Below are 25,935 nucleotides of genomic sequence, written 5' to 3'. Positions count from 1 at the left end.
AATGAACATCCGGTCTTTTCCGGATGTTTTTTTTAGTGTATGATAGGTGGGAAAGGAGGGAAATATGAACGCTATTATTTTATCGCTAATAAGCTGGTTTATTTTCCTAATTAATCCTCCTATAGGTTTAGGAAGTCTTGTTGTATTAATAGAAACAGGTCTTTATGGCTTAATGGAATATCGTATTAAAAAGGCTGATGATTCAGAAAAAGATACACTCTATAATGCTTATTTTATACTATCTGTAATGTTAGTTGTTGTGACTTCAGTTATTATGCTTTTCCTTTATCAATTAGATGGAGACAGTACTGTGACTCTTATTAATAAAAGAGGGGAATTGCTGAATACAGTACTCTATATGATTGGTCTAATGGTTAATGTCTTATCTATTAAGACTGTTTATGATGAAAGAAATAAATGGTTACATCGTTATGGTGGAAGAGAACTTTATGATTACTTTGATCCTGAAGGGCTGACATTTACTATGCCACGTTCCTTCTATATATGCATGGGTGCTTCTATTGTGAGTGGTTTACTGTGTCCTTACTTAGGGACTATTGGTTTCTGGACATTACTCTATATTCCAATCATTATGTTCTCACGTATGAATCTCAAGATATATAAGAATATGTATATTAAGTTATCTCATAATAGAGGAACAGAGAATGAATATGAAAGATTAAAGCATGTGGTGCCAGGAGGAATCTATACACATTATTGTTTATGGTTTACTTATATGATTGCCTTTATGGTGATAGGCATTAAGTTCTTATGTTATTCACAGAATATTTTTGTCTTATCTTTCTTACCAACATTAAAAGATCTTTATGCATTTTATCCATTTATTGTATCAATCGTTGGTGATTTTATCTGTGCATTTATACTTATCTATAACTTAAAACAAAGAAATTAGGACTAGGGTTGCCCCTAGTCCTTTTAAGCGTTCATCTCTTCTGAAAGTTCTTCCCATTCCGTCATGAGTTCTTCTAATTTGTTGTTTAAGTCTTCTAGTTCAGCGGTGATTTCATTATACTTCTGATAATCATTCATCACTTCATCACTATGGAGTTCTTCTTCCTTCGCACTGATCTTCTCTTCAAAGTCAGAAATATCATTTTCTATCTTCTTTAATCTATTCTTCTTTTTCTTATCAATGTTATTTTGAACTTTTACCGCTGTTTCTTTCACAACTTCTTCTACTTTACGATGTTCAAGATAATAAGAATAGTTACCACCAAATATTTCATCACCATGAGGATTCATCTCTACAATCTTAGTAGCCAATTTATTAATAAAATAACGGTCATGAGAAATAAAGAGAATAGTACCAGGAAAATCTAATAATGCATCTTCTAGTATTTCCTTAGATTGGATATCTAAATGGTTTGTTGGTTCATCTAGAATTAAGAAGTTTGCCTTGTTAAGTAATAACTTAATTAAGACGATGCGTCCTTTTTCACCACCGGATAAAACATCAATTGTTTTAAATACATCTTCACCTTTGAATAAGAATGCAGCACAGATGTTTCTGATCTCTGTATTATTCATATCAGGATAAGCATCATGTATTTCATCAAAGATTGTTTTTTCAGGAGATAAAGAAGTCTGTTCCTGATCATAATAGCCAATCATCACCTTAGAATCTAAACGAATACGTCCGTGTATTGGTAAATAATCTTTAAGAATCAAATGGAACATAGTTGTCTTACCTACACCATTAGGTCCAAGTAAAGCAACTCTTTCACCTTTCTTAACTTCAAAAGACACAGAATCAAATAGTGGCTTATCAAAAGCCATCGCTACATCATCTACTTTTAAAACATCATAACCACTCTCTACTTCAGGCTCAAACGCGAAACGAATACTAGAAGGAAGACTTTCAGGTCTTTCTACCTTCTCCATACGTTCAAGTGCTTTCTCTTTAGATTCAGCACGTTTCACCTGTTTTTCACGGTTATAAGATTTTAAACGATCAATAGATTCCTGCATACGTTTAATATCTTTCTGGTTATTTAAATAATGTTTTAATTCTACATCACGATCATGTTTCTTGATTTCAGCATATTTAGAATAATTACATTTATAGATCTTACTCTTACCATTTTCTATTTCCATGATAGAAGTAGACACTTGATCAATAAAATAACGGTCATGAGATACTACAATTACAGCTTTATTATACTGTTTTAAATAGTTTTCCAACCATTCAATAGAATTTACATCAAGATGGTTGGTCGGTTCATCTAGTAATAATAAATCGGGAGAACGTAATAATAACTGACCTAACGCAATTCTTGTTTTCTGTCCACCAGATAAAATACCGATAGGTTTATACCACATATCCTCATCAAAACCTAAACCATTGAGAACACCTTTCACCTGTGACTCCATGGCATAACCGCCTTCATCCTGGAATTTAGATAATAAAGAATCATACTGATTCATAATTGTATCTAAATCATTTGTGACAGCCATTTCCTGTTCCAATTCACGAATACGTTTCTCTATTTTCTTTAAATCTTCAAAAGGTTCTTCCAATGTTTCATAAATACTCTTATTAAGATCAAACTTATGTTCCTGATTCAATGTACCAATACGAATATTCTTCGCAATAGTCATTATACCATCATCATAAGCTTCTTCATTTAAAAGAATTCTAAGCAATGTACTCTTACCAGCACCATTAACACCAATAATAGCAAGCTTATCATGCTCTTCTATATGGAATGTTATATTTTTTAGGACTTCTTTTCCAGAATAAGATTTAGATAGTCCTGAACAAGATAATATCATTTTTCATCACCCAATGTATTGTACCAATTTAACGAAATAAATACAAATTATCTTTGTTTTTTATATTGCACAGATAATAGTATATGTGTATAATTGTATACAATAAGAAACAAGGGGGAGAAGATTATATGAATCTAGCGTATAAAATCTTGAATGCACATCTTAAAGAAGGAGAATTAGTTCCAGGAACATCTATTTGTATTGGAATTGACCAGACTTTAACACAGGATTCTACAGGTACAATGGCTTATCTTCAGTTAGAAGCAATGAATGTAGGTCATGTTGCAGTAGAAAAAGCCGTGGCTTATATTGACCATAACATGCTTCAGACTGGTTTTGAAAACATGGATGACCATGAATTTATTAAATCTGTTGCAAGAAAACATGGTATCACATTCTCTAAACCAGGTAATGGTGTTTGTCATCAGTTACAGCTTGAAAATTTCTCACATCCAGGTAAGACGCTTATTGGTTCAGATTCTCATACACCAACATGTGGTGCAATGGGTATGATTGCGATTGGTGCAGGAGGACTTGATGTCGCTGTTGCCATGGCAACAGGTAAGTACTATGTTCAGTGTCCATCAGTATTACAGGTTAAACTAACAGGACGTAAAGCACCTTGGGTATCTGCAAAAGATGTTATCTTAAAAATCTTACAGGAATTATCAGTAAAAGGTGGGGTTAATAAGATTGTTGAATACACAGGTGAAGGTTTAAATGATCTTTCACTTACTGACCGTGCGACTATCTGTAACATGGGTGCAGAACTTGGTGCCACTACTTCAGTATTCCCAACAGATGAAAATACTTTAGCTTACTTAAAACAGCAGGGTAGAGAAGATGAATATGTTGAAATGAAAGCTGATGCTGATGCAACATATGATGAAACTATTGAAATCGATATGTCTACATTAGTTCCTATGGTTGCTCAGCCTCATTCACCAGATAATGTAGTAGATGTAAAAGAATTAGAAGGTATGAAGATCAATCAGGTAGTCATTGGTTCTTGTACAAACTCATCTTTACCAGATATGATGCGTGCTGCAAAGATCTTAAAAGGTCGTAAAGTAGCTGAAGATGTTTCTTTAGTTATCGCACCAGGTTCTTCTTCAATTCTTTCTATGCTTGCACAAAATGGTGCTCTTGCAGATATGATTCATGCAGGTGCTAGAATCCTTGAATGTGGTTGTGGCCCTTGTATCGGTATGGGACAGGCTCCATTATCAAAAGGTGTATCTTTAAGAACAATCAACCGTAACTTTAAAGGACGTTCTGGTACAAATGATGCAAGTGTATATCTTGTATCTCCAGAAGTTGCTGCATTATCTGCAGTCAAAGGTTATTTATCACAGGAATTTGAAGATGATATGGTATTAGAAGAAGTACCAGATACACCATTTGTGAAGAATCCTAACTTCTTTATTAGTGAATATATCCCTGATAATGAAATTTATATGGGTCCTAACATCAAACCAGTTCCTAGAGGAGATAAGTTAACAGATACAGTAAGCGGTAAAGTTGTATTAAAAGTAGGAGACAATATTTCTACAGACCATATTGTACCTTCTGATTCTAAACTACTTCCATTCCGTTCTAATGTCCCTCACTTAGCTAAGTTCTCATTCTCTAAGGTAGATCCTGAATTCTATAATAGAGCTGTTAAAAACAATGGTGGTTTCATTGTAGGTGGAGATAACTATGGACAGGGTTCATCAAGAGAACATGCTGCATTAGTACCTAACTACTTAAAAATTAAAGCTATCTTTGCAATTTCATTTGCGAGAATTCATCGTTCTAATTTAATCAACAATGGTATTCTTCCACTTGTTATTGATGCGAAAGATTATGATTTCTTCAATGATCAGGATGATTACGAATTAAGTGATTTATTAACATCTGTAGAAGAAGGTAAGGACATTGTAGTGACTAATAAAAATACAAATGAAACTATTACAGCACATCTATCATTATCAGCACGTGAAAAAGTCATGATTCAGTATGGTGGATTATTAAATGCAATTAAAGAACTAGGAGGAGATTTCTAATGAAAGCAGTACTTATTCCAGGTGATGGTATTGGACCAGAGATTTCAGCAAGTGTTGAATCTATCACAAAAGCAATGAACCTAGATATTGAATGGGTTAAATATAGAGCAGGTGCCCAATATGCAAAAGAAACAGGTGAAGTATGGGAACCTGGTCTTGTAGATGCAATTGAAGAATATAAATGGGCATTAAAAGGTCCTACAGCAACTCCAATTGGAACAGGCTTTAGAAGTGTGAATGTCGCATTAAGACAGAAGTTCTCTACTTATGCTAATGTACGTCCTTTACGTAACTTCAAGGGTATTGATTCTAAATATGAAAATATTGATTTAGTCATCATTAGAGAAAATACTGAAGATTTATATAAAGGTATTGAATATATGCTCACTGATGATATTGCGAATGGTGTTAAGTTGATCACTAGAGAAGCTTCTACACGTATTTGTCGTTATGCATTTGAATATGCACGCACAAATAACAGAAAAAAAGTGACAGCCATTCATAAAGCCAATATAATGAAATATACAGATGGTCTTTTCCTTGATTGTTATAGAGAAGTGGCAAAAGATTATCCAGAAATAGAAACACAGGAAGTTATTATTGATAATATGTGTATGCAGCTTGTACAGCGTCCAGAAACATTTGATGTCCTTGTTGCACCAAATTTATATGGGGATATTGTTTCTGACTTATGTGCAGGTCTTGTAGGTGGTCTTGGTATTGCACCATCAGGTAATATTGGTGACGACTACCGTATTTATGAAGCTGTTCATGGCAGTGCACCTGATATTGCAGGTAAAGGTATTGCGAACCCAAGTTCTTTAATTCTTGCATTCGCAATGATGCTTGAAGCATTAAATAAACAGAAAGAAGCACAATCTTTAAGAGAAGCTTTAGCAGCAGTTGTAGAAGAAGGTAAGTTTACAACACCTGATATTGGTGGACAGGCAACTACAAAAGAGTTTACAGACGCAATTATCGATAAATTATAAGAGGAGGGACAATGAAATGCCATCTCATAGCATTTTTGAATCAACTTCCCATGGATCATTGGGCTCTAAAATATTTATCTTATTACGTGATCGTATTCTTAATGAAAGTTATCAATGCGGTGATAAACTAAATGAATTAACACTTGCAAAAGAGTTAAAGATTTCTCGTACACCTATTAGAGAAGCATTAAAACAGCTAGAATTAGAAGGTTTAGTAGAAAGTATTCCTAACAAAGGTGTTTATGTGAAAGGTTTTTCACCTCGTGATATTGATGATATGTTTGAAATACGTCTTTCTTTAGAGGGATTAGCTGTTTCATTCGCAATTGATCGTATGGATGAAGTACATCTTGCTAAAATTAAAGAAGTATTTGAATTACTAGAATTCTATACTACAAAGGGCGACTTTGATAAAGTGAATGATTTTAATATTTTATTCCATGAGTCTATTTATCAGGCAACACAGTCTACCTATTTTGAACAGATTCTTAAGGATATTCATTACTATGTCTCTGTGACATCAAGACATTCTATTGCACGTCCAGAACGTTTAGAATCATCACTTGCAGAACATCGTGCTATTCTAGAAGCCATCATTGATGGAGACAAAGATGAAGCAACAGAACGTATTCAAAGACATATTCGTAAAACACAGATGCTTGTAAGAAAATATTATGCAACAAGAAAGTAGGGTCAACCTACTTTTTTTGTTGTAGAATGATATCAGGAGGCTATTTATGTTAACACCTAAACATTTAATTAAAAAAGAAAAGAATGACTATCGCCTGATTGCAATATCTGATATACATGGTCATTTAGACCGCTTTAAAGAATTATTAAGAAAAGTGAATTATGATCCTGTAGAGGATTATTTGGTGATTATTGGTGACTTTGTAGAAAAAGGAGACCAGGTATTAGAAACAATACACTTTATTATGAATCTTTCACGTTTTCCCAAGTGTTATGTTTTGATGGGTAATTGTGAATGGGCGATGAATGCATTGCTCACTATTCCAGAAATTGCAGGAGAAATTCCTAAGTATCTCAAAAGAAATAGTAAGAACGGTATTATTAGAGATATTTATAATCATGAACATTTTAGTGATGGACATGAAACACCTTTAGGTATGCAGAAAATCATGGCTGAAAAGCTAAAACAAGAATTAAAGTTCATGTCCCATTTACCTACTACATTATTATTTAATGATTATTTATTTGTCCATGCAGGTGTAGAACCAAGAGAAAACTATAAGGAATGTGGTCTCTCTTCCTACCTTGAACTCCAACATTTTTATGAATTAGGACATTCATTAAAATATACAGTTGTAGTAGGACATCTTCCTACATCTAATTATTTCCCTCGTTCTATTCATAATGACATTATTATAGATGAAGAAAAGAAGATTATCTGTATTGATGGAGGAACAGGTGTGAAGCCTATTTCACAATTAAATGCGCTTATTATTCATAGTTATAAGGGGAAAGTGACATATCAAACAGAATGTGTACAGCCATTTCCTATAGGTGTATTAAATAAAGATCTGTATGGCAATGGTGAAGTAGATCATAAGATAGCTTTTCCAGATTATGAAGTAAAGATGATGAAGAAAGGAAAAGAGTTTAGTCAATGTTATAGAGTGAGTGATCATGTAATGATCTCTATTAAGAATGAATTCTTATATGAAAGAAATCATCATCTCTATTGTTTAGATGATTATACAGATCATTGGTTTATAGGTGAAAAAGGCACTGAAGTCAAGATTGCAGGTGTCTATGGACATTATGTTTATGTTATCTGCGGTGCACAGGTAGGGTGGGTCAATGAAGAAGACATCGATTATTAAGATAGTATGTGTACTAGCTTTACTTCTAGGTGTTCATCAATGTACTTCGTATAAGGAGCTTGCACCTCATATTTTCTTAGTTAAAGAGAATACATCATTCTTAAATCAAACACTAACAATCGGACAACCTTTAGTTGTAGAAGGACAAAGAGGTTCTCAATATTATGGTTATATATATGTGAATGGTGAGAAGAAAGAAGGCTATATATCAAGTCGTAATGTGATTGCATATGTATTTGATGAATCTTTTGAAAAAGAAATCACATCATTTCCTGATAGTTATAAACAACCGTTACGTTTCTTACATGTACTTTATCCAGAGTGGAACTATGTACCTCTTTCTACTTCTTTAGACTTTAATGATACAGCTTCTATCTTCCAAAGTAAGTCATTGATAGATACAAATGATTCTTCAATGATCGCCTCTCCTGATATTATAGAAGGACAGACATGGTGTCGTGTTTCTTTGAATGCAGTCCGTTATTTCTTAGACCCACGTAATGGTTTGGATGCTTATCATGCGCTGATGTTTGAGAAGCTCACTTATAATTCTTCTGAAACATTACAGGAAGGAAAAAGAATGCTGGCAGGAACTGAAATGTCAGGTATAGAACCCCAGTCTAAAAAAGACTGGGCCGAACTCTACCGTCACAGTGCAGAAGTAAATAACATCTCTATGTCATTACTCATTACCCGTGCGATTCAAGAACAGACAGGTGGAGGACTAGGACTTCGTGGAGGACATGCAAGAAACAATCCTCAAGGACCTCTCTTCTATAATATATATAATATAGGAGCAAACAGTAGTGATCAGGATGGGATAGACTTTGCGGCATCAAGAAACTGGGATACAAGAGAAAAAGCTATTCTCTATGGTTCTAAGTATTTAGCTGATAATTATATCACTAAAGGACAGAATTCTCTTTATCTGCAGAAGTTTGATGTCCACAATAATAATCCTGGTCATCATTATTATATGTCTAACATTAGAGCACCTTATAGTGAAGCAAAGAATATGTTAAGAGGGTACAAGTCTAATAATATGGATCATGTGAAACGTATACTAGAAATACCTATTTTTAGTAATATGCCTGTCTATAATCCTTATCCTATTTCTACTGATATCAATTATTCAGGAACTATTATGAAGAACCCTCATTGTGAATATCAAATAGAGAATACATATAAGAACCTTATAGAAAATGTGGATTATATCTCTATTAATCACAAAACCTATACACATATTGTAGGTTTGAATAATTACTATGGTTCATGTGATATTCCAAAATAATATTTTCATAATCTGTCTGTTTTTAATATATTTGTTTAAAAATTCATATAATATGATTTAGGAGGAATAAACAATGACATTTAGTAAAGATTTTTATTGGGGTGGTGCTGTTGCTGCCAATCAGTGTGAAGGGGCATGGAATGTAGATGGAAGAGGTATGGCCCGTACTGATGTAACTACAGGAGGATCAGTGAATACTCCTAGAATGGTTACATTTATTGATAAGGATGGTCAGAAACAGAAATTACCTAACCATGGTTTTAAATTACCAGAAGGGGCTCATTTTGCAGTCTTTGATGATGAACTATATCCTAACCATGATGGTATTGATTTCTATCATCACTATAAGGAAGATATCGCATTACTAAAAGAAATGGGATTCAAGATGTTCAGACTTTCTATTTCATGGTCTAGAATCTATCCTACAGGAGAAGAAACAGAACCAAATCAGGCTGGTTTGGACTTCTATAGAAATGTATTCACAGAATTAAGAAATGCGGGTATTGAACCACTCGTTTCTATCTGGCACTTTGATACACCACTTGCTTTAGAAGAAAAGTATGGTGACTGGCAGGATAGAAAGTACATTGAATTATATGAAAAGTATGTGACTACAATCTTTAAAGAATATAAAGGCTTAGTTAAATACTGGCTTACATTTAATGAAATTAATAATACAATTAACTTCTTACCAGATAATGCAAGTGATGAAGCTTTCCAGGAAGCATATCAGCATCTTCATTATCAGTTTGTAGCGAGTGCAAGAGCTGTGCAGATTGGTCATGCGATTGATCCTGACTATCAGATTGGCTGCATGATCTGTGGTATTACTTATTATCCACTTACTTCTGATCCAAAAGATATTCTCTTTAATCGTTATAAATGGGAAAAGGGTATCTTCTATTGTGGAGATGTACAGTGTAAAGGTAAATATCCAACATATGCTAAACGCTTATGGAAGGAACATAATGTCGAATTAGATATCACAGAACAGGATTTAGTAGAATTAAAGAATGGTACTGTTGATCTTTATACATTCTCATATTATATGTCTCAGTCTATTACAACTCATAAGAATGAAGATACTGTAGGTGGTAATATGTCATTTGGTGTACGTAACCCTTACTTAACATATTCTGATTGGGGATGGGCATTAGATCCTGAGGGATTAAGATACTATCTTGAAGTCGTTTATGATCGTTATGAATTACCATTAATGGTTGTAGAAAATGGTTTGGGTGCCTTTGATACAGTAGAAGAAGATGGCTCTATTCATGATGATTATAGAATTGACTACTACCGTGCACATATTAAAGAAATGGATAAAGCGATTGAAGAAGGTATTGATTTAATCGGTTATACAACTTGGGGCTGTATTGACCTTGTTTCTGCAGGTACTGGAGAAATGAGAAAACGTTATGGCTTTATTTATGTAGATAAACATGATGATGGTACTGGTACTATGAAGAGAAGTAAGAAAGACTCTTTCTACTGGTATAAGAAAGTCATTGAATCTAACGGTGAAGATCTAGACTAATATAAAAGACCAGCGTAAGCTGGTCTTTATTACATGTCTTTCAAAATCTGTTTTACAAGCTTTACAAGTCTTTCTTCTGCACTATTTGCTGCTTCCATGACTTCTATATGATTTAATTCATTATTTGATAGTCCTGCTGCTTTATTAGTCACTAATGAAATACCTAAAATCTTCATATCAGAATGTCTTGCAACAATGGCTTCAGGCACTGTAGACATACCTACCATATCTGCACCAAGTGTCTTGAATGCACGAATTTCTGCAGGTGTTTCAAACTGTGGTCCTTTAAAGAAACAATAAACGCCTTCTTTTACATCTACATTTACTTTCTTTGCGGATTCTAAGGCAAGACTACGTAATGTTGATGTATAAACATCAGTCATATCCTTGAAACGTGGTCCAAAATCATCTAGGTTAGGTCCTCTTAAAGGTGATGGCATCATAAATGATAAATGATCAGAAATAATTACAATCTGTCCTGGATTTAAATCATCTCTTACACCACCACAGGCATTAGTCACAATTAAGTTCTTAATACCTAAAGCACTAAATACACGAATAGGCATTGTGACTTTCTGCATATCATAGCCTTCATAGAAATGGAAACGTCCTTTCATACAGGCAACAGTCTTACCACCAATTTCACCGATAATAAGTTTACCAGCATGTCCTGGTACAGTAGAAACAGGGAAATAAGGGATATCCTTATAATCAATTTCTACAGGTTCATTAATCACATCAGCAAGTGGTCCTAAACCTGAACCTAATACAATGGCAACATCAATAGGATTTTTATAACGTGACTGAATATAATCACGTGCAGCATAAATTTCATCAATATACATAAATATACCTCCATATCTATTATAACCTATATCATTCGCAAATGGCTCTTAAAAATGATAGAATAATTTTCATAAGGAAGGTGATACCATGCATTTAGAAGATTACCGTTTATTTGATACAAAAGTATTTAGAGATGTTGTACATGACTATATACATGTAGAATATATGCCTATCTGGAAACTGATTAATACAAAAGAATTTCAACGTTTAAGACGTATTAAACAGTTAGGAGGTACATCCATGGTATTTCCTAGTGCAGAACATTCACGTTTTGTCCATTCTTTAGGTGTTTATGAAATAACTCGACAAATGATAGAATTAGATCAAGTCAAAAACCACTTAACAGACTATGAACGTTTAACTGTATTATGTGCCGCTTTATTACATGATTTAGGACATGGGCCTTTCTCTCATTCATTTGAAGGTATATTCCAATATAATCATGAAGAGATGACCACTGCTCTTATTAGAGGACATACAGAGGTACATGAAGTCCTAACACAAATAGATCCTCATTTACCTGAAGATGTGGCACGTATTATAGAAAAGAAAGCTGATAAACCAATGTTGGTGCAGATGATCTCTAGTCAGGTAGATGCTGATCGTATGGATTATCTCTTACGTGATTCTTATAACTGTGGTGTCACTTATGGACAGTTTGATTTATCAAGAATATTACGTACTATGCGTATTGTAGATAATCGTATTGTTTTTAAATCTTCAGGTGTACAGGCAATAGAAGATTATATTTTAGCTCGTTATTATATGTATTGGCAGGTGTACTATCATCCCGTATCTAGAAGTTATGAACAAGTACTAGGGAGTGTTATGAAACGTGTAAAGGACTTATATAAACAAAACTATACCTTTAAATCTTCATTTCCACTTCTTATTCCTTTCTTAGAAGATAACTTTACACCTGAACAATTTGTGAAACTTGATGAAACATCATTACTCTATTATATAAGATGCTTTATGGATGAAGATGATACAATTCTTAAAGATTTATCGACTCGTTTATTAGAAAGAGAATTATTTAAATATCGTACACTTAAGGGTGATGAAGATTATGAAAATACACGAAAGATATGTATAGAAGAAGGACTGGATCCTCGCTATTATGTCACAAGTGATGCGATTATGAATCAGGTACCTTATAAACGTATGGAGGTCAGACATGCGAATGAAGTAGAAATACTTAAACAAGATGGAACAATTAGTTCATTACCAGAAGAATCAGAAATTGTACAAGCTATATTATTAGGTAAAGCCAAACAGGATCAGAAGATCTTCTCTACTAGACAAGTGATTAGACGTTCATCTTTTAGATATCAGTCTTTTAATAACTATAAAGATGCACAAGGTACACATTATATTCTTGAACAGACTTCTAAAGAATGGAATCAGGAAGGTATATTCTTAGAATTCTATCAAGAAGATCATGTTATAGGGTGTGCACATATTATTGATGATTGTGTCAAAGACATTGTATTACTTCCTGATGATCGTAGAGAGTTCTATGAAAAAGAAGTATTAGCTGCAATAGAAGATTTCTTTAAAAAATACAATAAAGATATAATCAAGATTATTCCTCATACACAATCTCTTGATTTTTATTTAGAAAATGGGTATCGTACAGAAGGTAACTATATGATTAAGGAGGTAGGATGATGAAAAAAAGAATTTCTTATGAATGTTTATTAGTCAATGGCCCTGTCAAAGAAAAAGTAAAATACAAAGAGATTGGAGACCATTATGAAGTAAAAGGTGTTCATCATATCTCTTTTGAAGTAGAAGGGAAACCAATGCATATCCAATATGATGATACACATGTACATCTTGTGAATGATCAATCAGTACTACATTTTAATAAGGATATGCGTGTACCTAATAAATATACATTACCCTATGGTGTTGTAGAACTTTATACAAAAGTGATTTCTTTAGAATATAGAGAAGGTACAATGAAATTTATCTATGAACTCTATGACCAGGAACATCTTGTAACTAAAGCTTATATGATGGTTCATTACTCTGATATAGATGAAGAAGGGATGCCTTCATGAAATATATAAAACGTTTTACAGCATTGTTCTTTGAATATCTATATCGTTTTATCCAGTTCTTACTAAGTCCGATTGTGATTTATATTGCGCTCATCTGTATTCAGGCTATTTATCTTGTATACTTTGCAGCAATACTCACAGACTTTAATGGTGTGGTTCGTTTCTTATTTATCTCACTTTCCGCATTTATGATCTTTTATTTGATTAGTAAAGATGAGAATACAAACTATAAGATGACATGGATCTTCTTTATAATGTTATTGCCTAATGCAGGAGGATTACTTTATCTCTTGTTAGGTAACAAAAGACCATCACGCTGGTTAAAAAGAAAGATTCAGCCAGAAGTACAATATTTTAATGAAACAAGACATCAGGATCCGGTTATTAGAAATCAGATTATTAATAAGAAGATTATTTCTTTAGATTATCTCAATAGACAATCATTCCCTATATATAATCATACAGAATGTAAGTACTATTCATTAAGTGATTATAACTATCAGGATATGATTAAAGATCTTTTACATGCAAAACACTTTATCTTTATGGAGTACTTTATTGTTTCTAAAGGACTGATGTTTGATACAATCATCGGAATCTTAAAACAGAAGGTTAAAGAAGGCGTTGATGTACGCTTTATCTTTGATGACTTTGGTTCCTTTACAACTGTACCTCTTCACTTTGCAAAGAAATTAGAAGAAGCAGGTATTAAAACAGTGATGTTTAATCGTTTTATTCCTGTCTTCTCTTTAAGTCAGAATCATAGAGACCATCGTAAGATTTGTGTGATTGATGGCTATATTGGTTATTCTGGAGGTTTTAACTTAGCAGATGAATATATTAACTGTAAGATGCGTTTTGGACATTGGAAGGATACAGGAATTCGCTTAGAAGGAGAAGCAGTATGGTCTTTGACATCTATGTTTCTATCAACCTTCTATGCTTATCATAAGGAATATCATGGAGAAGAGATAGAACAGTTTAAACCACATACCTATCATCCTGAACCATTTAAGAATACAGGTTATGTATTACCCTATGGAGATGATCCATTAGATGATGAAGGTGTTGGAGAAGCAGTTTATTTAAATATGATTACACATGCTTCTAGAAGTATTGATATTATGACACCTTATTTTATTATTGATGATGTTATGTTGAAGGCATTGTGCCTTGCTTCTAAGAATGGTGTTAAGATCAGACTCTATGTCCCTCATGTACCGGATAAGAAGATTGTCTTTAGAGTGACACGTTCTTATTATTATGATCTCATTCGTGCTGGTATTGAGGTGTATGAATATTTACCAGGCTTCTTACATGCGAAAGTCATGTTAGTTGATGGTAAAGCAGCTACAGTAGGAACAATCAACTTTGATTATCGTTCTTTATACTTACACTTTGAATGCAATGTCTTATTATATGAAGCAGAATGTTTATCTGCAATCAAGAGAGATTTTAGAGAAATGAATGAAATCTGTGCACCTGTAAAAATAGATGACAGCCGTCATTTTAAAGGACTCGTAGAAGGATTATTGAGATTATTCTCTCCACTTCTATAAAATTCTTGACAGTCCAACATTTTGTGATACATTATTTAGAGTATGAAATAAAAAAGGAGGAATACAAGATGGCTGAAAATAAGCTTGAAAACTCACTAAAAATCGCCATTGGTCAGTCTGTTAATAAGTGCTTTGAAGCAGTAGATATCACCCCTGAAAATATCATGATTGAGATTCCTAAGGATTCTACTCATGGTGATTATTCTACTAACATTGCGATGCAGCTGACAAGAACACTCCATAAGAATCCTCGTGAAATTGCGACAGCCATTGTTGATTCACTTGATCAGGAAGCAGCACATGTAGAAAAAGTAGAAATTGCGGGTCCTGGTTTTATTAACTTCTTTATGAAAAATGATGCGCTTACTTCAGTAATTACTGAAGTACTTTCAGAAAAGGATAATTATGGACAGACTCACTTCGGTGAAGGAAAGAAATATAACGTAGAATTCGTTTCTGCCAACCCAACAGGAGACTTACACTTAGGTCATGCAAAGGGTGCTGCAGTAGGTGATTCTATTTGCCGTATCATGACTAAAGCAGGTTATGATGTAACAAGAGAATATTATATTAATGATGCAGGTAAGCAGATCACTAACCTTGCATTATCTCTATACAGCCGTTATCTTGCATTATTTGATATTGAACGTCCAATTCCTGAAGATGGATATATGGGACAGGATGTCATTGATATTGCAAAGAGTATCAAGGAAAAAGAAGGAGATGCTTTAACTCAGTTAACTGAAGAAGAAGCCATTGCTTATTTCCGTAAGGTGGGTACTGAACATGAATTACAGAAGATTAAAGATATCTTAAAGGAATTCCGTGTATCATTTGATGTATGGTTCTCTGAAACTTCTTTATATGAAGGTAATAAGATTGAACCTGCAATCAATAAGTTAAAAGAAAAAGGCTATACATATGAACAGGATGGAGCCTTATGGTTTAGAACAACTGACTTCGGTGATGATAAGGACCGTGTTCTTATTAAAACTGATGGAAGCTATACATACTTCACACCAGATATCGCATATCACTTAAGTAAGTTGAATAGAGGCTATGATTACTTAGTTGACTTACTTGGTGCTGACCATCATGGTTATATCAACCGTATGAAAGCAGCTGTCCAGGCTTTAGGCTATAATGCAGATCAGTTGAATATCGATATCTTACAGATGGTAAGAATGGTTGAAAACGGTGAAGTTGTTAAGATGAGTAAACGTACTGGTAACGCTGTTACTATTCGTGACTTAATTGATGATATTGGTGTAGATGCAACTCGTTATTTCTTTGTAGCGAAAGCAGCAAACACACCATTTGATTTTGACTTAGGACTTGCAAAATCACAGTCAAATGAAAACCCTGTATACTATGCACAGTATGCACATGCAAGAATGTGTTCAATCATGAGATCAGCAGCAGAAAAGAACATTGAACCTGCAGATCACTTTGAATTGATTAATAACCCAAAAGAAATTGAATTATTAAAACACATTAATGAATTCAAAAACACAATCAATGATGCAGCTCGTACAAGAGCCCCTCATAAGATTGCAAACTACATTCAGAAATTAGCACAGTTATTCCATTCATTCTATGGTGACTGTCATGTAATTGATGAAGAAAACAAAGAATTATCATCTCAACGTTTAGCACTTGTAGAAGCAACACGCATTACACTTGCAAACGCATTAAACTTAATTGGTGTCCATGCACCAGAAAAGATGTAGGAGGCTACTATGGATTACAGACAAGAGTCAATGGTAAATATCGCATTCGAAATTCTTACAAAATCAGCAGGAGCAATGAGTTTCTATGATATCTGGAAAGAAGTTGCTGAAAAGAAAGAATTCGATGAAGAACAGAAAGACGATAACGAATCATTATTCTATACAAATATGATCTTAGATGGTCGTATGATCACTGTTGGTGAAAACAAATGGGATCTTAGAACAAGACATAGATTCGAAGAAGTGCATATCGATATGAATGATATCTACAATGAAGATGAATCAGAAGAAAGCGCTGAAGAAGAAGACGAAGGCTTAGTTGAAGATAGCTATGGGGAAGAAGAATAAGGAGAAATCCTTATTCTTTTTTTCTATAAATTAAGATAGTTTTTACATGCTTATGCTTCATTTTTGTGTTTTGCTCTAAACATTAAAAAAAGTTTTGATGAAAGGGTTTACCTTTACATAAATCCTTGTGAAATAGTTGATTTTAGTTAAGTGCTGGATTATAATACAGATAGAAATTATTTAAGGAGGAATGTCATATTATGGCAGTAAAAGTTGCAATTAATGGATTTGGCCGTATTGGTCGTTTAGCATTCAGACAGATGTTTGATGCAGAAGGTTATGAAGTAGTAGCTATCAACGATTTAACTTCACCTAAAATGTTAGCTTACTTATTAAAGTATGATTCTTCACAGGGTAAATATGCTCATGCTGATACAGTAGAAGCAGGAGAAGATTACATCACAGTTAACGGTAAGAAGATCACTATCTATAAAGAACCAGATGCTTCTAAATTACCTTGGGGTGAATTAGACGTAGACGTAGTTCTTGAATGTACTGGTTTCTACACTTCAAAAGCAAAAGCTGAAGCTCATGTAGCTGCAGGTGCTAAGAAGGTTGTTATTTCAGCTCCAGCTGGAAGCGATCTTAAGACTATCGTATTCAACGTAAACAACGAAACATTAACAACAGAAGATAAGGTTATCTCTGCAGCTTCTTGTACTACAAACTGCTTAGCTCCAATGGCTAATGCATTAAACAAGTTAGCAGAAATCCAGGGTGGTATCATGTTAACAGTTCATGGTTACACTGGTGACCAGATGCTTCTTGATGGACCACAGAGAAAAGGTAACTTAAGAAGATCTAGAGCTGCTGCAGTTAACATCGTACCAACATCTACAGGTGCTGCAAAAGCTATCGGTTTAGTTATCCCAGAATTAAATGGTAAATTAATCGGTTCTGCAGTTCGTGTACCAGTTCCAACTGGATCAACTACAGTTTTAACAGCTGTTGTTAAGGGTACTGTTACTGTTGATGAAGTTAACGCTGCTATGAAGGCTGCTGCAACTGATTCATTCGGTTACAATGAAGACGAAATCGTATCTTCTGACATCGTTGGAATGACTTACGGTTCATTATTTGACGCAACTCAGACTATGGTTAACGCTTTACCTGATGGAAATAGTGAAGTTCAGGTTGTATCTTGGTACGACAATGAAAACTCATTCACTTCTAACATGGTTAAGACAATCAAGTATTTCTCAGAATTAGCTTAATCAGATCTGAATTAAATAATGGAAGATCCCTATTATAGGGATCTTTTCTTTTTGGTCAAGTTTCTACTCAAAACAGTCATGTTATGATAAAATAATGAAACGAGGTGACTTGAACATGGAATTAAATAAAAGAAAGAAAAACTTATTAATCAAATATATAGTCATAGGTGTATTATGTTTAGCTCTTGGATTTGGAAGCGGTTATTTAGTATTTCATAATAGTGACGCGAGTGCTGAAGATAAGACAAATATGACAGTAGTGGATGAAGTCGTAGAACTTCTTAATAATAATTGGCTGGATACAACTGACTCTAAAACATCTATTCAAGATCGTATGATTGCAGGATTGGTAGATGGTTTAGGTGATTCACATTCTTCATATATGTCTACACAAGAGAATAAAGAATTTAATAGTGATATTAATGGTAATTACAGTGGTATTGGTGTTTATTTCTCACCTGTACATAGCGGTGCTTTATTAACTGGTATTATTGAAGGAAGTAGTGCAGAAAAAGCGGGTCTTAAAGCAGGAGATATCATTACTGATGCTGATAACAAATCACTTTCTGGTATGACTAGTACTGAAATGCAGGAATATATTAAAGGAAATGAAGGGACTGAAGTCTCTTTAAAGATTAAAAGACTACAACAGACTTTAAGTGTAAAAGCAGTACGTAATAATTTCAGTTCTGATGTGACTTATTATGTAGGTACTACAACTAATAAAATATATGGTTATGTAAATATTTCTACTTTTGGTGATACAACTGCTCAACATGTAGAAAAAGCTTTAAAAGAGTTTAAGAAACAGAATGTCTCAGATATTATTCTAGATTTAAGAGGTAATGGTGGAGGTTATATTACTGCTGCAAGAGATCTTCTTTCTTTATTTAATGAGAAGGGAGAGACACTCTTTACTGTTAAGAATAAGAAGGGTCAGACTGAAACATATAAGGATAATAGTAAGACACATTATGCATTTTCTAATGGTTATATTTTAATGAATAGTGGAACAGCCAGTGCATCTGAATTATGTGCAGGTACATTTAAAGAAATACAGGGATATAAACTTATTGGGCAGCAGTCTTATGGGAAAGGGACTATCCAGGCACAGACAAACTTATCTGATGGTTCTGTATTGAAATACACTTATGCAAAGTGGTATACACCTAAGGGTGTGAATATTAATAAGAAGGGATGGACTCCAGATGTCGCTGTAGAGGATCAATCTCTCTTATCAGCTTATTTCACTTATTATAGTGATAAGTTTTATGTGGATAATGTGAATAATTCTATTATTGTGATGGAAAAATTATTAGATGTGTTAGGTTATAATCCAGGTCGTACAGATGGTTATTTCTCACAAGGAGTGAGTGATGCATTAAAACGTTTTGAACAGGATCATGGATTAACTGTAGATGGTGTATTAGAATATAGTGATCAGGAATGCATGGTTAGTGTACTTGCAGAAAGATTAAGTCATAAGGAATATGATAATAGTTTACAGAAGGTACTTACTTTAATATAGAAAGAGGGGATTTTATGTCTTACAAGCTTGTATCAAAATTTAAACCAATGGGTGACCAGCCCGAGGCTATTAAAGAATTAGTAGAAGGTATTCATCAAGGTAAAAAGACACAGGTATTATTAGGTGGTACAGGAACTGGTAAGACATTTACCTTTGCGAATGTCATTGCACAGGTGAATAAACCCACTCTTGTACTATCACATAATAAAACTCTTGCAGGACAGCTTTATAGTGAATTAAAGGAATTCTTTCCAGAAAACCGTGTAGAATACTTTATTTCAAACTTCGATTTCTACCAGCCAGAAGCCTATATACCTAAGAGTGATACATATATTGATAAAGAATCACAGACAAATGAAGAAATAGAGATGTTAAGAGCTGCTGCTATGAATTCTTTATTAGAAAGAAAAGACACAATTGTCGTGGCCTCTGTGGCAGCTATTTATGGGTTAGGTAATCCACAAAGTTATCAAGAAATGATCTTCTCTTTACGTGTAGGACAAGAAATAGATCGACGTGAATTACTTACATTCTTGGTAGATAGACAATATACTAGAAATGATATGGACCAGGTCAAAGGTACTTTTAGAGTACGTGGTGATGTGATTGAAATAGTACCAGGTCATACTGAATCTTATATTATACGTATTGAATTATTTGGTGATGAAGTAGATCGTATTACAGAAGTAGATCCTCTGACTGGTCATGTTCAAGCATCTTATAATACTTATACAATTTATCCAGCCGAAGAATATATTACAAGTCGTGAAAAGATGCTTCATGCCTGTGATACGATAGAAGAAGAATTAAAAGAACGTCTACAATATTATCAAGATGCCGCTAAACCTCTTGAATATGAAAGAATAGATAACCGTACAAGACATGATATTGAAATGTTGAGAGAAGTAGGTATCTGTCCAGGTATTGAAAACTATTCACGTCATATTGATGGTAGAAAACCAGGAGAAAGACCTTATTGTTTAATAGATTATTTCCCTGATGATTTCTTACTTATTGTTGATGAATCTCATGTTATGCTTCCACAGATCAGAGGTATGTTTAATGGAGATAGAAGCCGTAAAGAAACATTGGTCGAATATGGTTTCCGTTTACCAAGTGCTCTAGATAACAGACCACTTCGTTTTGAAGAGTTTGAAAAGCTTATTCCCCAGGCAATATTTGTATCTGCCACACCGGGTGATTATGAATTAGAAGGTGTACATGGTGAATATGTAGAACAGATTATTCGTCCAACAGGATTATTAGATCCTATTATTGAAGTACGTCCTATTGAAGATCAGATTGATGATATCATTAGTGAAATACAATTACGTATAGAAAGAAATGAACGTGTACTTATTACGACTCTCACTAAGAGAATGGCTGAAGATTTAACTGATTACCTTAAGGAATTTGGTTTAAAGGTCGCTTATCTTCATTCAGAAACAAAGACATTAGAACGTACAGAAATATTAAGAGATTTACGTTTAGGTAAATATGATGTTTTGATTGGTATCAACTTATTAAGAGAAGGTTTAGACCTTCCAGAAGTCTCTCTTGTATGTATTTTAGATGCAGATAAGGAAGGGTTCTTAAGAAGTGAACGTTCATTGATTCAGACAATTGGGCGTGCTGCAAGAAATGCGGATGGTCATGTAATCATGTATGCAGATCGTATTACTGATTCAATGCAGCGTGCCATTGATGAAACAAGTCGTCGTAGAGAAATACAGGAAGCTTATAATAAAGCCCATGGTATTACACCTACAACTATCAAGAAAGAAATTAGAGAAGCAATCCATGGTCAGGAAGTCATTGATGAAGCACAGAAGCTTGTCAAGAAAGGCCGTAAGGCACCTAAGAAGGATAAGAAGGTTCTTCTTGAGGAATTAGAAAGACAGATGAAGGAAGCAGCTAAGGTGCTTGACTTTGAACGTGCTATGGAATTACGCGATATGATAGAGGAGATTAAAGATGGAAAGTAAGTTTAATCTCACACCTCTCGCATTAGATGTCTTTGAGGCAATTAAACAGGCAGGAGGACATGTCTATTTAGTAGGAGGGTGTGTACGAGATTTTCTATTAAAAAGAAGATCTAAAGATATTGATGTAGAAGTACATCACCTCTCTTTTGAGGCTTTAAAGGAAGTATTATCTCCCTTTGGGACAGTACAGGTGATGGGTGCATCCTTTGCGGTTGTACATCTTTCTACATTAGAAGGTTATGAATTTGCCTTACCTAGAATAGAAGAGAAGACAGGACTGAAGCATCAGGATTTTAATATTATTGTGGACCCAGATCTTCCTTTAGAAAAAGCCTGTGCTAGAAGAGATTTCACTATTAATAGTATGTTATATGATGTAGAAACAGAGACAGTGATTGATTTCTATTCAGGACAGGAAGATTTAAAGAATGGTATTTTACGTGCTACAAATAAAGATCATTTCTCAGAAGATCCACTACGTGTATTAAGAGGTGCGTCTTTTATGTCACGCTATGGCTTTAAGATGGATGAAGACACAAAGAATCTTTGTCAATCTATTGTAGAAGAAGGTGGATTAGAGACTTTAAGTATCGAACGTATTTATACAGAATATTGTAAGATATTGATGGGATTATATCCTTCACAGGGATTTAATTTCTTAAGAGATATTCATGGTTTACCATTCTATTTAGAAGATTTAGTCACAACACATCAAAGAACTGACTATCATCCAGAAGGTAGTGTATGGAATCATACAATGTTGGTGACTGACTTAGCAGCTTTATGTAAGCATCATACAAGTGAACCGTTATGGTTTATGTGGAGTGCTTTATTACATGATATAGGTAAACCACTAGTAACAACACCAGAAGGACATGCTTATGGTCATGCAGAAGAAGGTGCAGCGCTCTTTAATGAGAAGGTAGATCTTATTCTTTCTCATAAACAGAAGAAATATATTTATACTATGATTCAATATCATATGGTGTTACCTACATTTTCTCGTAATCATGCAAGAAAGATCAAATTCTTACGCTTCTTAAAAGCGATTGATAAGAAGGCTCCTTTAAAAGATCTTCTTTATCTTGCAAGATGTGATAAGTTAGGTAGAGGTATGGTCACAAGTGCTTCTATTAATGAGTTAAATGAATATATAGAGGAAATGATCTCTATTTGTGGGGATCATGCACCTGCAGCTATTGTGACAGGTAAAGATTTAATTAATGAAGGTTTTGAGAATCATCAGGATTATTCTAAAATCCTTTCTCTTGCCTATGATTACCAATTACAAGGTTTAAATAAAGAAGTGATTATAAGGAGGTTGAAGAATGAAACAGGATGTCATTGCGGTTAGAGGTGCACGTGTTAATAACCTCAAGAATGTGAATATAGATATTCCTAAGAATCAATTAGTCATTATGACTGGTTTATCAGGAAGTGGTAAAACATCTCTTGCGTTTGATACAATCTATGCAGAAGGTCAGAGACGTTATGTAGAATCATTAAACTCATATGCAAGACAGTTCTTAGGCGGAATGGAAAAACCTGATGTAGATTCAATAGAAGGTTTATCACCTGCTATTGCGATTGATCAGAAAACAACATCTAATAATCCCCGTTCTACTGTTGGTACAGTGACTGAGATTTATGATTATCTACGTTTATTATATGCACGTGTAGGACATGCTTATTGTCCTCATCATGGTATTAAGATAGAAGCCCAGACATTAAAACAGATGGGTGATATTGTGGATACATATGATGATGGAGATAAACTTCAGATACTTGCACGTATGGCAATGAACCAAAAGGGAACACATAAAGATCTCTTTGATAAATTAAGAAAAGAAGGGTATGTCAGAGTTAAGGTAGACGGAAACATGTATACTCTTGATGAAGACATTACTCTAGAAAAAAATAAAAAACATACTATCGATGTTATTGTCGATCGTATTAAGAAAAAAGAAGGCTATCGTACACGTCTTATAGAATCTTTAGAAACAGCTTTAAAACTTACAGATGGTGAAGCTATTGTAGAGAATTTAACTCAGGGTACAGAAAAGCTTTTCTCTTCTAATTATGCTTGTCCTATTTGTGGTTTCTCTGTTCCTAAGCTAGAACCACGTTTGTTCTCTTTTAATAACCCATTAGGTGCTTGTCCTGATTGTAAAGGTTTAGGTATTAAGGAAGAAGTTGATTTGGATTTATTAGTACCAGATTGGAACTTAAGTATTAATGAAGGTGGTATTCGTTATTTTAAGACAGCAGTTGGTACTGATCGTATTGAATGGCAGAGATTCTTAAAACTATGTGAATATTATCATATTGACTTAGATAAACCTTTAAAGGACTTTGATGAAGAAGAAAGAGATATTATTTTTACTGGTTCACATGATCCTATTACTTATACAATTGTTTCTTCTTCTGGTAATGTTTCTCGTACAACAAACTATATTGAAGGTGTTGTTACACTTATACAAAGACGCTATGAAGAAACATCTTCTAAATGGTCTAAAGAATGGTATGCCTCATTTATGGCTGAACATACCTGTCCTACATGCCACGGTGCAAGACTGAATGAAATGGTCTTAAGTGTACAGGTGGGTGGTTTGAATATCATTGAATTTACGAACCTTTCTATTGAGAAAGCTTTGGAGTTTGTAGAAAACTTAAAGTTATCAGAAATGGAAGAAAAGATTGCCCATTTGATCTTAAAAGAAATTCATGATCGTTTGACATTCTTAAATGAAGTAGGACTTGGATATTTAACACTTTCTAGACGTGCTGGAGGATTATCTGGTGGTGAAGCACAGCGTATTCGTCTAGCTACTCAGATTGGTTCACGTTTAACAGGTGTTTTATATGTATTAGATGAACCGTCTATTGGTCTTCATCAAAGAGACAATGAGAAACTTATTCATACATTACAGGAAATGCGTGATTTAGGAAATAGTGTTCTTGTTGTAGAACATGATGAAGATACAATGCGTGAATCTGATTATATTATTGATATTGGACCTGGTGCTGGTATTCATGGTGGACAGGTAGTTGCCTATGGTACACCTGAAGAAGTCGCTGCCAATGAAAATTCTATTACTGGTGATTATTTATCTGGTAGAAAGAAGATTGAGGTTCCTAAAACAAGACATAAAGGCAATGGTCTTTATTTAGAAGTACGTGGGGCTAAGGAACATAACTTAAAGAATATTAATGTGAAGTTCCCGTTAGGTAAGTTTATTGCGGTTACAGGTGTGTCTGGTTCAGGTAAATCTACTTTAGTGAATGATATTTTATGTAAAGCATTACGTGCAAAGATTTATCGTTCAAGAGAACTACCAGGTAAACATAAAGAAATACGTGGTATAGAGAATATTGATAAGGTAATTGAAGTATCACAGGAACCAATTGGTCGAACACCACGTTCTAATCCAGTTACCTATACAGGTGTCTTTGATGATATTCGTGATTTATTTGCGAAGACTCCAGAAGCTAAAATACGTGGATATGATAAGGGACGTTTCTCATTTAATGTGAAGGGTGGACGTTGTGAAGCATGTCAGGGAGATGGTGTTAAACGTATCTCTATGAACTTCTTACCAGATGTTTATGTACCTTGTGAAGAATGTCATGGACATCGTTATAATGAGGAAACATTACAGGTCACTTATAAGGATAAGAATATTTATGATGTATTAGAAATGACTGTAGAAGAATCACTTTCTTTCTTTGAAAATCTTCCTCGTATTCATACTAAACTACAAGCATTATATGATGTAGGACTTGGCTATATTAAGCTAGGACAAAGTGCAACGACACTTTCTGGTGGTGAAGCCCAAAGAGTAAAACTTGCATCAGAATTACAGAAGCGTTCAACAGGAAAAACATTATATATTCTTGATGAACCTACTACAGGATTACACAGTGATGATGTAAATAGATTAATTGCTGTATTACAGAAGATTGTGGATAATGGTGATACAGTATTAGTCATTGAACACAATCTAGATGTCATTAAGGTCGCAGATCACATCATTGATTTAGGATTGGAAGGCGGCGACAATGGTGGTACAATAGTCGTAGAAGGCACCCCTGAAAAGGTTGCAAAGTGTGAAAAGAGCCATACAGGACGCTTTCTTAAGAACCTATTGTAAGGA

At 34.1% G+C, this 25,935-nt stretch carries 19 protein-coding genes; 17 read left to right on the top strand and 2 right to left on the bottom strand.

From position 1 onward, the window contains the following. Positions 1–64: 64 nt before the first annotated feature. On the top strand, positions 65–913 hold the full coding sequence (locus QVO42_RS09950) for a hypothetical protein (RefSeq protein ID WP_022425957.1): 849 nt from the start codon (positions 65–67) through the stop codon (positions 911–913). 23 nt (positions 914–936) lie between these two features. On the opposite strand, the gene abc-f is transcribed toward QVO42_RS09950, so the two are convergent. Further along, a complete protein-coding gene (gene abc-f / locus QVO42_RS09945) occupies positions 937–2,793 on the bottom strand; it encodes a ribosomal protection-like ABC-F family protein (RefSeq protein WP_022425956.1) in 1,857 nt (618 codons plus the stop codon). A 128-nt stretch (positions 2,794–2,921) separates the two neighbouring features. Here abc-f and QVO42_RS09940 point away from each other — a divergent pair, with 128 nt between their 5' ends. The 6 genes from QVO42_RS09940 (at position 2,922) to QVO42_RS09915 (ending at position 10,505) form a co-directional block, all read left to right on the top strand. Next, positions 2,922–4,841 (top strand): aconitate hydratase, encoded by a 1,920-nt coding sequence (locus QVO42_RS09940; RefSeq protein ID WP_022425955.1) that lies wholly within the window; start codon positions 2,922–2,924, stop codon positions 4,839–4,841. Further along, positions 4,841–5,833, top strand: a complete 993-nt coding sequence (locus QVO42_RS09935) for an isocitrate/isopropylmalate dehydrogenase family protein (protein ID WP_022425954.1) — start codon at positions 4,841–4,843, stop codon at positions 5,831–5,833. The genes QVO42_RS09940 and QVO42_RS09935 overlap by 1 nt, the downstream gene beginning before the upstream one ends. 16 nt (positions 5,834–5,849) lie before the next feature. Further along, positions 5,850–6,524 carry a GntR family transcriptional regulator gene (locus QVO42_RS09930; protein WP_022425953.1) on the top strand — a complete coding sequence of 225 codons (675 nt, stop codon included), beginning with the start codon at positions 5,850–5,852 and terminating at the stop codon, positions 6,522–6,524. A 46-nt stretch (positions 6,525–6,570) separates the two neighbouring features. Continuing rightward, the gene (locus tag QVO42_RS09925) at positions 6,571–7,677 is read left to right on the top strand and encodes a metallophosphoesterase (RefSeq protein WP_022425952.1); all 1,107 of its coding nucleotides are present in this window, start codon (positions 6,571–6,573) and stop codon (positions 7,675–7,677) included. Then, positions 7,655–8,968: a hypothetical protein gene (locus QVO42_RS09920; protein ID WP_022425951.1), complete on the top strand. Its 1,314-nt coding sequence runs from the start codon at positions 7,655–7,657 to the stop codon at positions 8,966–8,968. Before QVO42_RS09925 ends, QVO42_RS09920 begins: the two co-directional genes overlap by 23 nt. A gap of 73 nt (positions 8,969–9,041) precedes the next feature. Next, the gene (locus tag QVO42_RS09915; protein ID WP_022425950.1) at positions 9,042–10,505 is read left to right on the top strand and encodes a family 1 glycosylhydrolase; all 1,464 of its coding nucleotides are present in this window, start codon (positions 9,042–9,044) and stop codon (positions 10,503–10,505) included. Positions 10,506–10,534: 29 nt separating this feature from the next. Here QVO42_RS09915 and QVO42_RS09910 read toward each other — a convergent pair whose 3' ends face one another. Then, entirely contained in the window at positions 10,535–11,350 is an 816-nt protein-coding gene (locus QVO42_RS09910) for a purine-nucleoside phosphorylase (protein WP_022425949.1), read from the bottom strand. 88 nt (positions 11,351–11,438) lie between these two features. Between QVO42_RS09910 and QVO42_RS09905 the strand changes: the two genes are divergently transcribed. The 10 genes from QVO42_RS09905 to uvrA all read left to right on the top strand — a co-directional run bounded on the left by QVO42_RS09905 (position 11,439) and on the right by uvrA (position 25,932). Continuing rightward, a complete protein-coding gene (locus QVO42_RS09905; RefSeq protein WP_022425948.1) occupies positions 11,439–13,022 on the top strand; it encodes an HD domain-containing protein in 1,584 nt (527 codons plus the stop codon). Next, positions 13,022–13,417, top strand: a complete 396-nt coding sequence (locus tag QVO42_RS09900) for a DUF1934 domain-containing protein (RefSeq protein WP_022425947.1) — start codon at positions 13,022–13,024, stop codon at positions 13,415–13,417. The genes QVO42_RS09905 and QVO42_RS09900 overlap by 1 nt, the downstream gene beginning before the upstream one ends. Next, on the top strand, positions 13,414–14,976 hold the full coding sequence (gene cls, locus QVO42_RS09895; RefSeq protein ID WP_022425946.1) for a cardiolipin synthase: 1,563 nt from the start codon (positions 13,414–13,416) through the stop codon (positions 14,974–14,976). The genes QVO42_RS09900 and cls overlap by 4 nt, the downstream gene beginning before the upstream one ends. A gap of 68 nt (positions 14,977–15,044) precedes the next feature. Continuing rightward, positions 15,045–16,706, top strand: a complete 1,662-nt coding sequence (gene argS / locus QVO42_RS09890) for an arginine--tRNA ligase (protein ID WP_022425945.1) — start codon at positions 15,045–15,047, stop codon at positions 16,704–16,706. A 9-nt stretch (positions 16,707–16,715) separates the two neighbouring features. Continuing rightward, a complete protein-coding gene (rpoE, locus tag QVO42_RS09885) occupies positions 16,716–17,054 on the top strand; it encodes a DNA-directed RNA polymerase subunit delta (RefSeq protein WP_022425944.1) in 339 nt (112 codons plus the stop codon). Between the two features lie 200 nt (positions 17,055–17,254). Continuing rightward, the gene (gene gap / locus QVO42_RS09880) at positions 17,255–18,268 is read left to right on the top strand and encodes a type I glyceraldehyde-3-phosphate dehydrogenase (protein WP_022425943.1); all 1,014 of its coding nucleotides are present in this window, start codon (positions 17,255–17,257) and stop codon (positions 18,266–18,268) included. 115 nt (positions 18,269–18,383) lie between these two features. Beyond that, positions 18,384–19,796, top strand: coding sequence for a S41 family peptidase (locus QVO42_RS09875; RefSeq protein WP_022425942.1), 1,413 nt, complete (start codon positions 18,384–18,386; stop codon positions 19,794–19,796). 14 nt (positions 19,797–19,810) lie between these two features. After that, the gene (gene uvrB, locus QVO42_RS09870) at positions 19,811–21,781 is read left to right on the top strand and encodes an excinuclease ABC subunit UvrB (RefSeq protein ID WP_022425941.1); all 1,971 of its coding nucleotides are present in this window, start codon (positions 19,811–19,813) and stop codon (positions 21,779–21,781) included. Continuing rightward, positions 21,771–23,135 carry a CCA tRNA nucleotidyltransferase gene (locus QVO42_RS09865; RefSeq protein WP_022425940.1) on the top strand — a complete coding sequence of 455 codons (1,365 nt, stop codon included), beginning with the start codon at positions 21,771–21,773 and terminating at the stop codon, positions 23,133–23,135. Before uvrB ends, QVO42_RS09865 begins: the two co-directional genes overlap by 11 nt. After that, positions 23,110–25,932 (top strand): excinuclease ABC subunit UvrA, encoded by a 2,823-nt coding sequence (uvrA, locus tag QVO42_RS09860; RefSeq protein ID WP_022425939.1) that lies wholly within the window; start codon positions 23,110–23,112, stop codon positions 25,930–25,932. Before QVO42_RS09865 ends, uvrA begins: the two co-directional genes overlap by 26 nt. Positions 25,933–25,935 lie beyond the last annotated feature (3 nt).

The sequence above is a fragment of the Catenibacterium sp. CAG:290 genome, assembly GCF_000437715.1.
GTDB lineage: Bacteria > Bacillota_I > Bacilli_A > Erysipelotrichales > Coprobacillaceae > Catenibacterium > Catenibacterium mitsuoka_A.
This window is presented reverse-complemented; position numbering and strand designations above follow the sequence as displayed.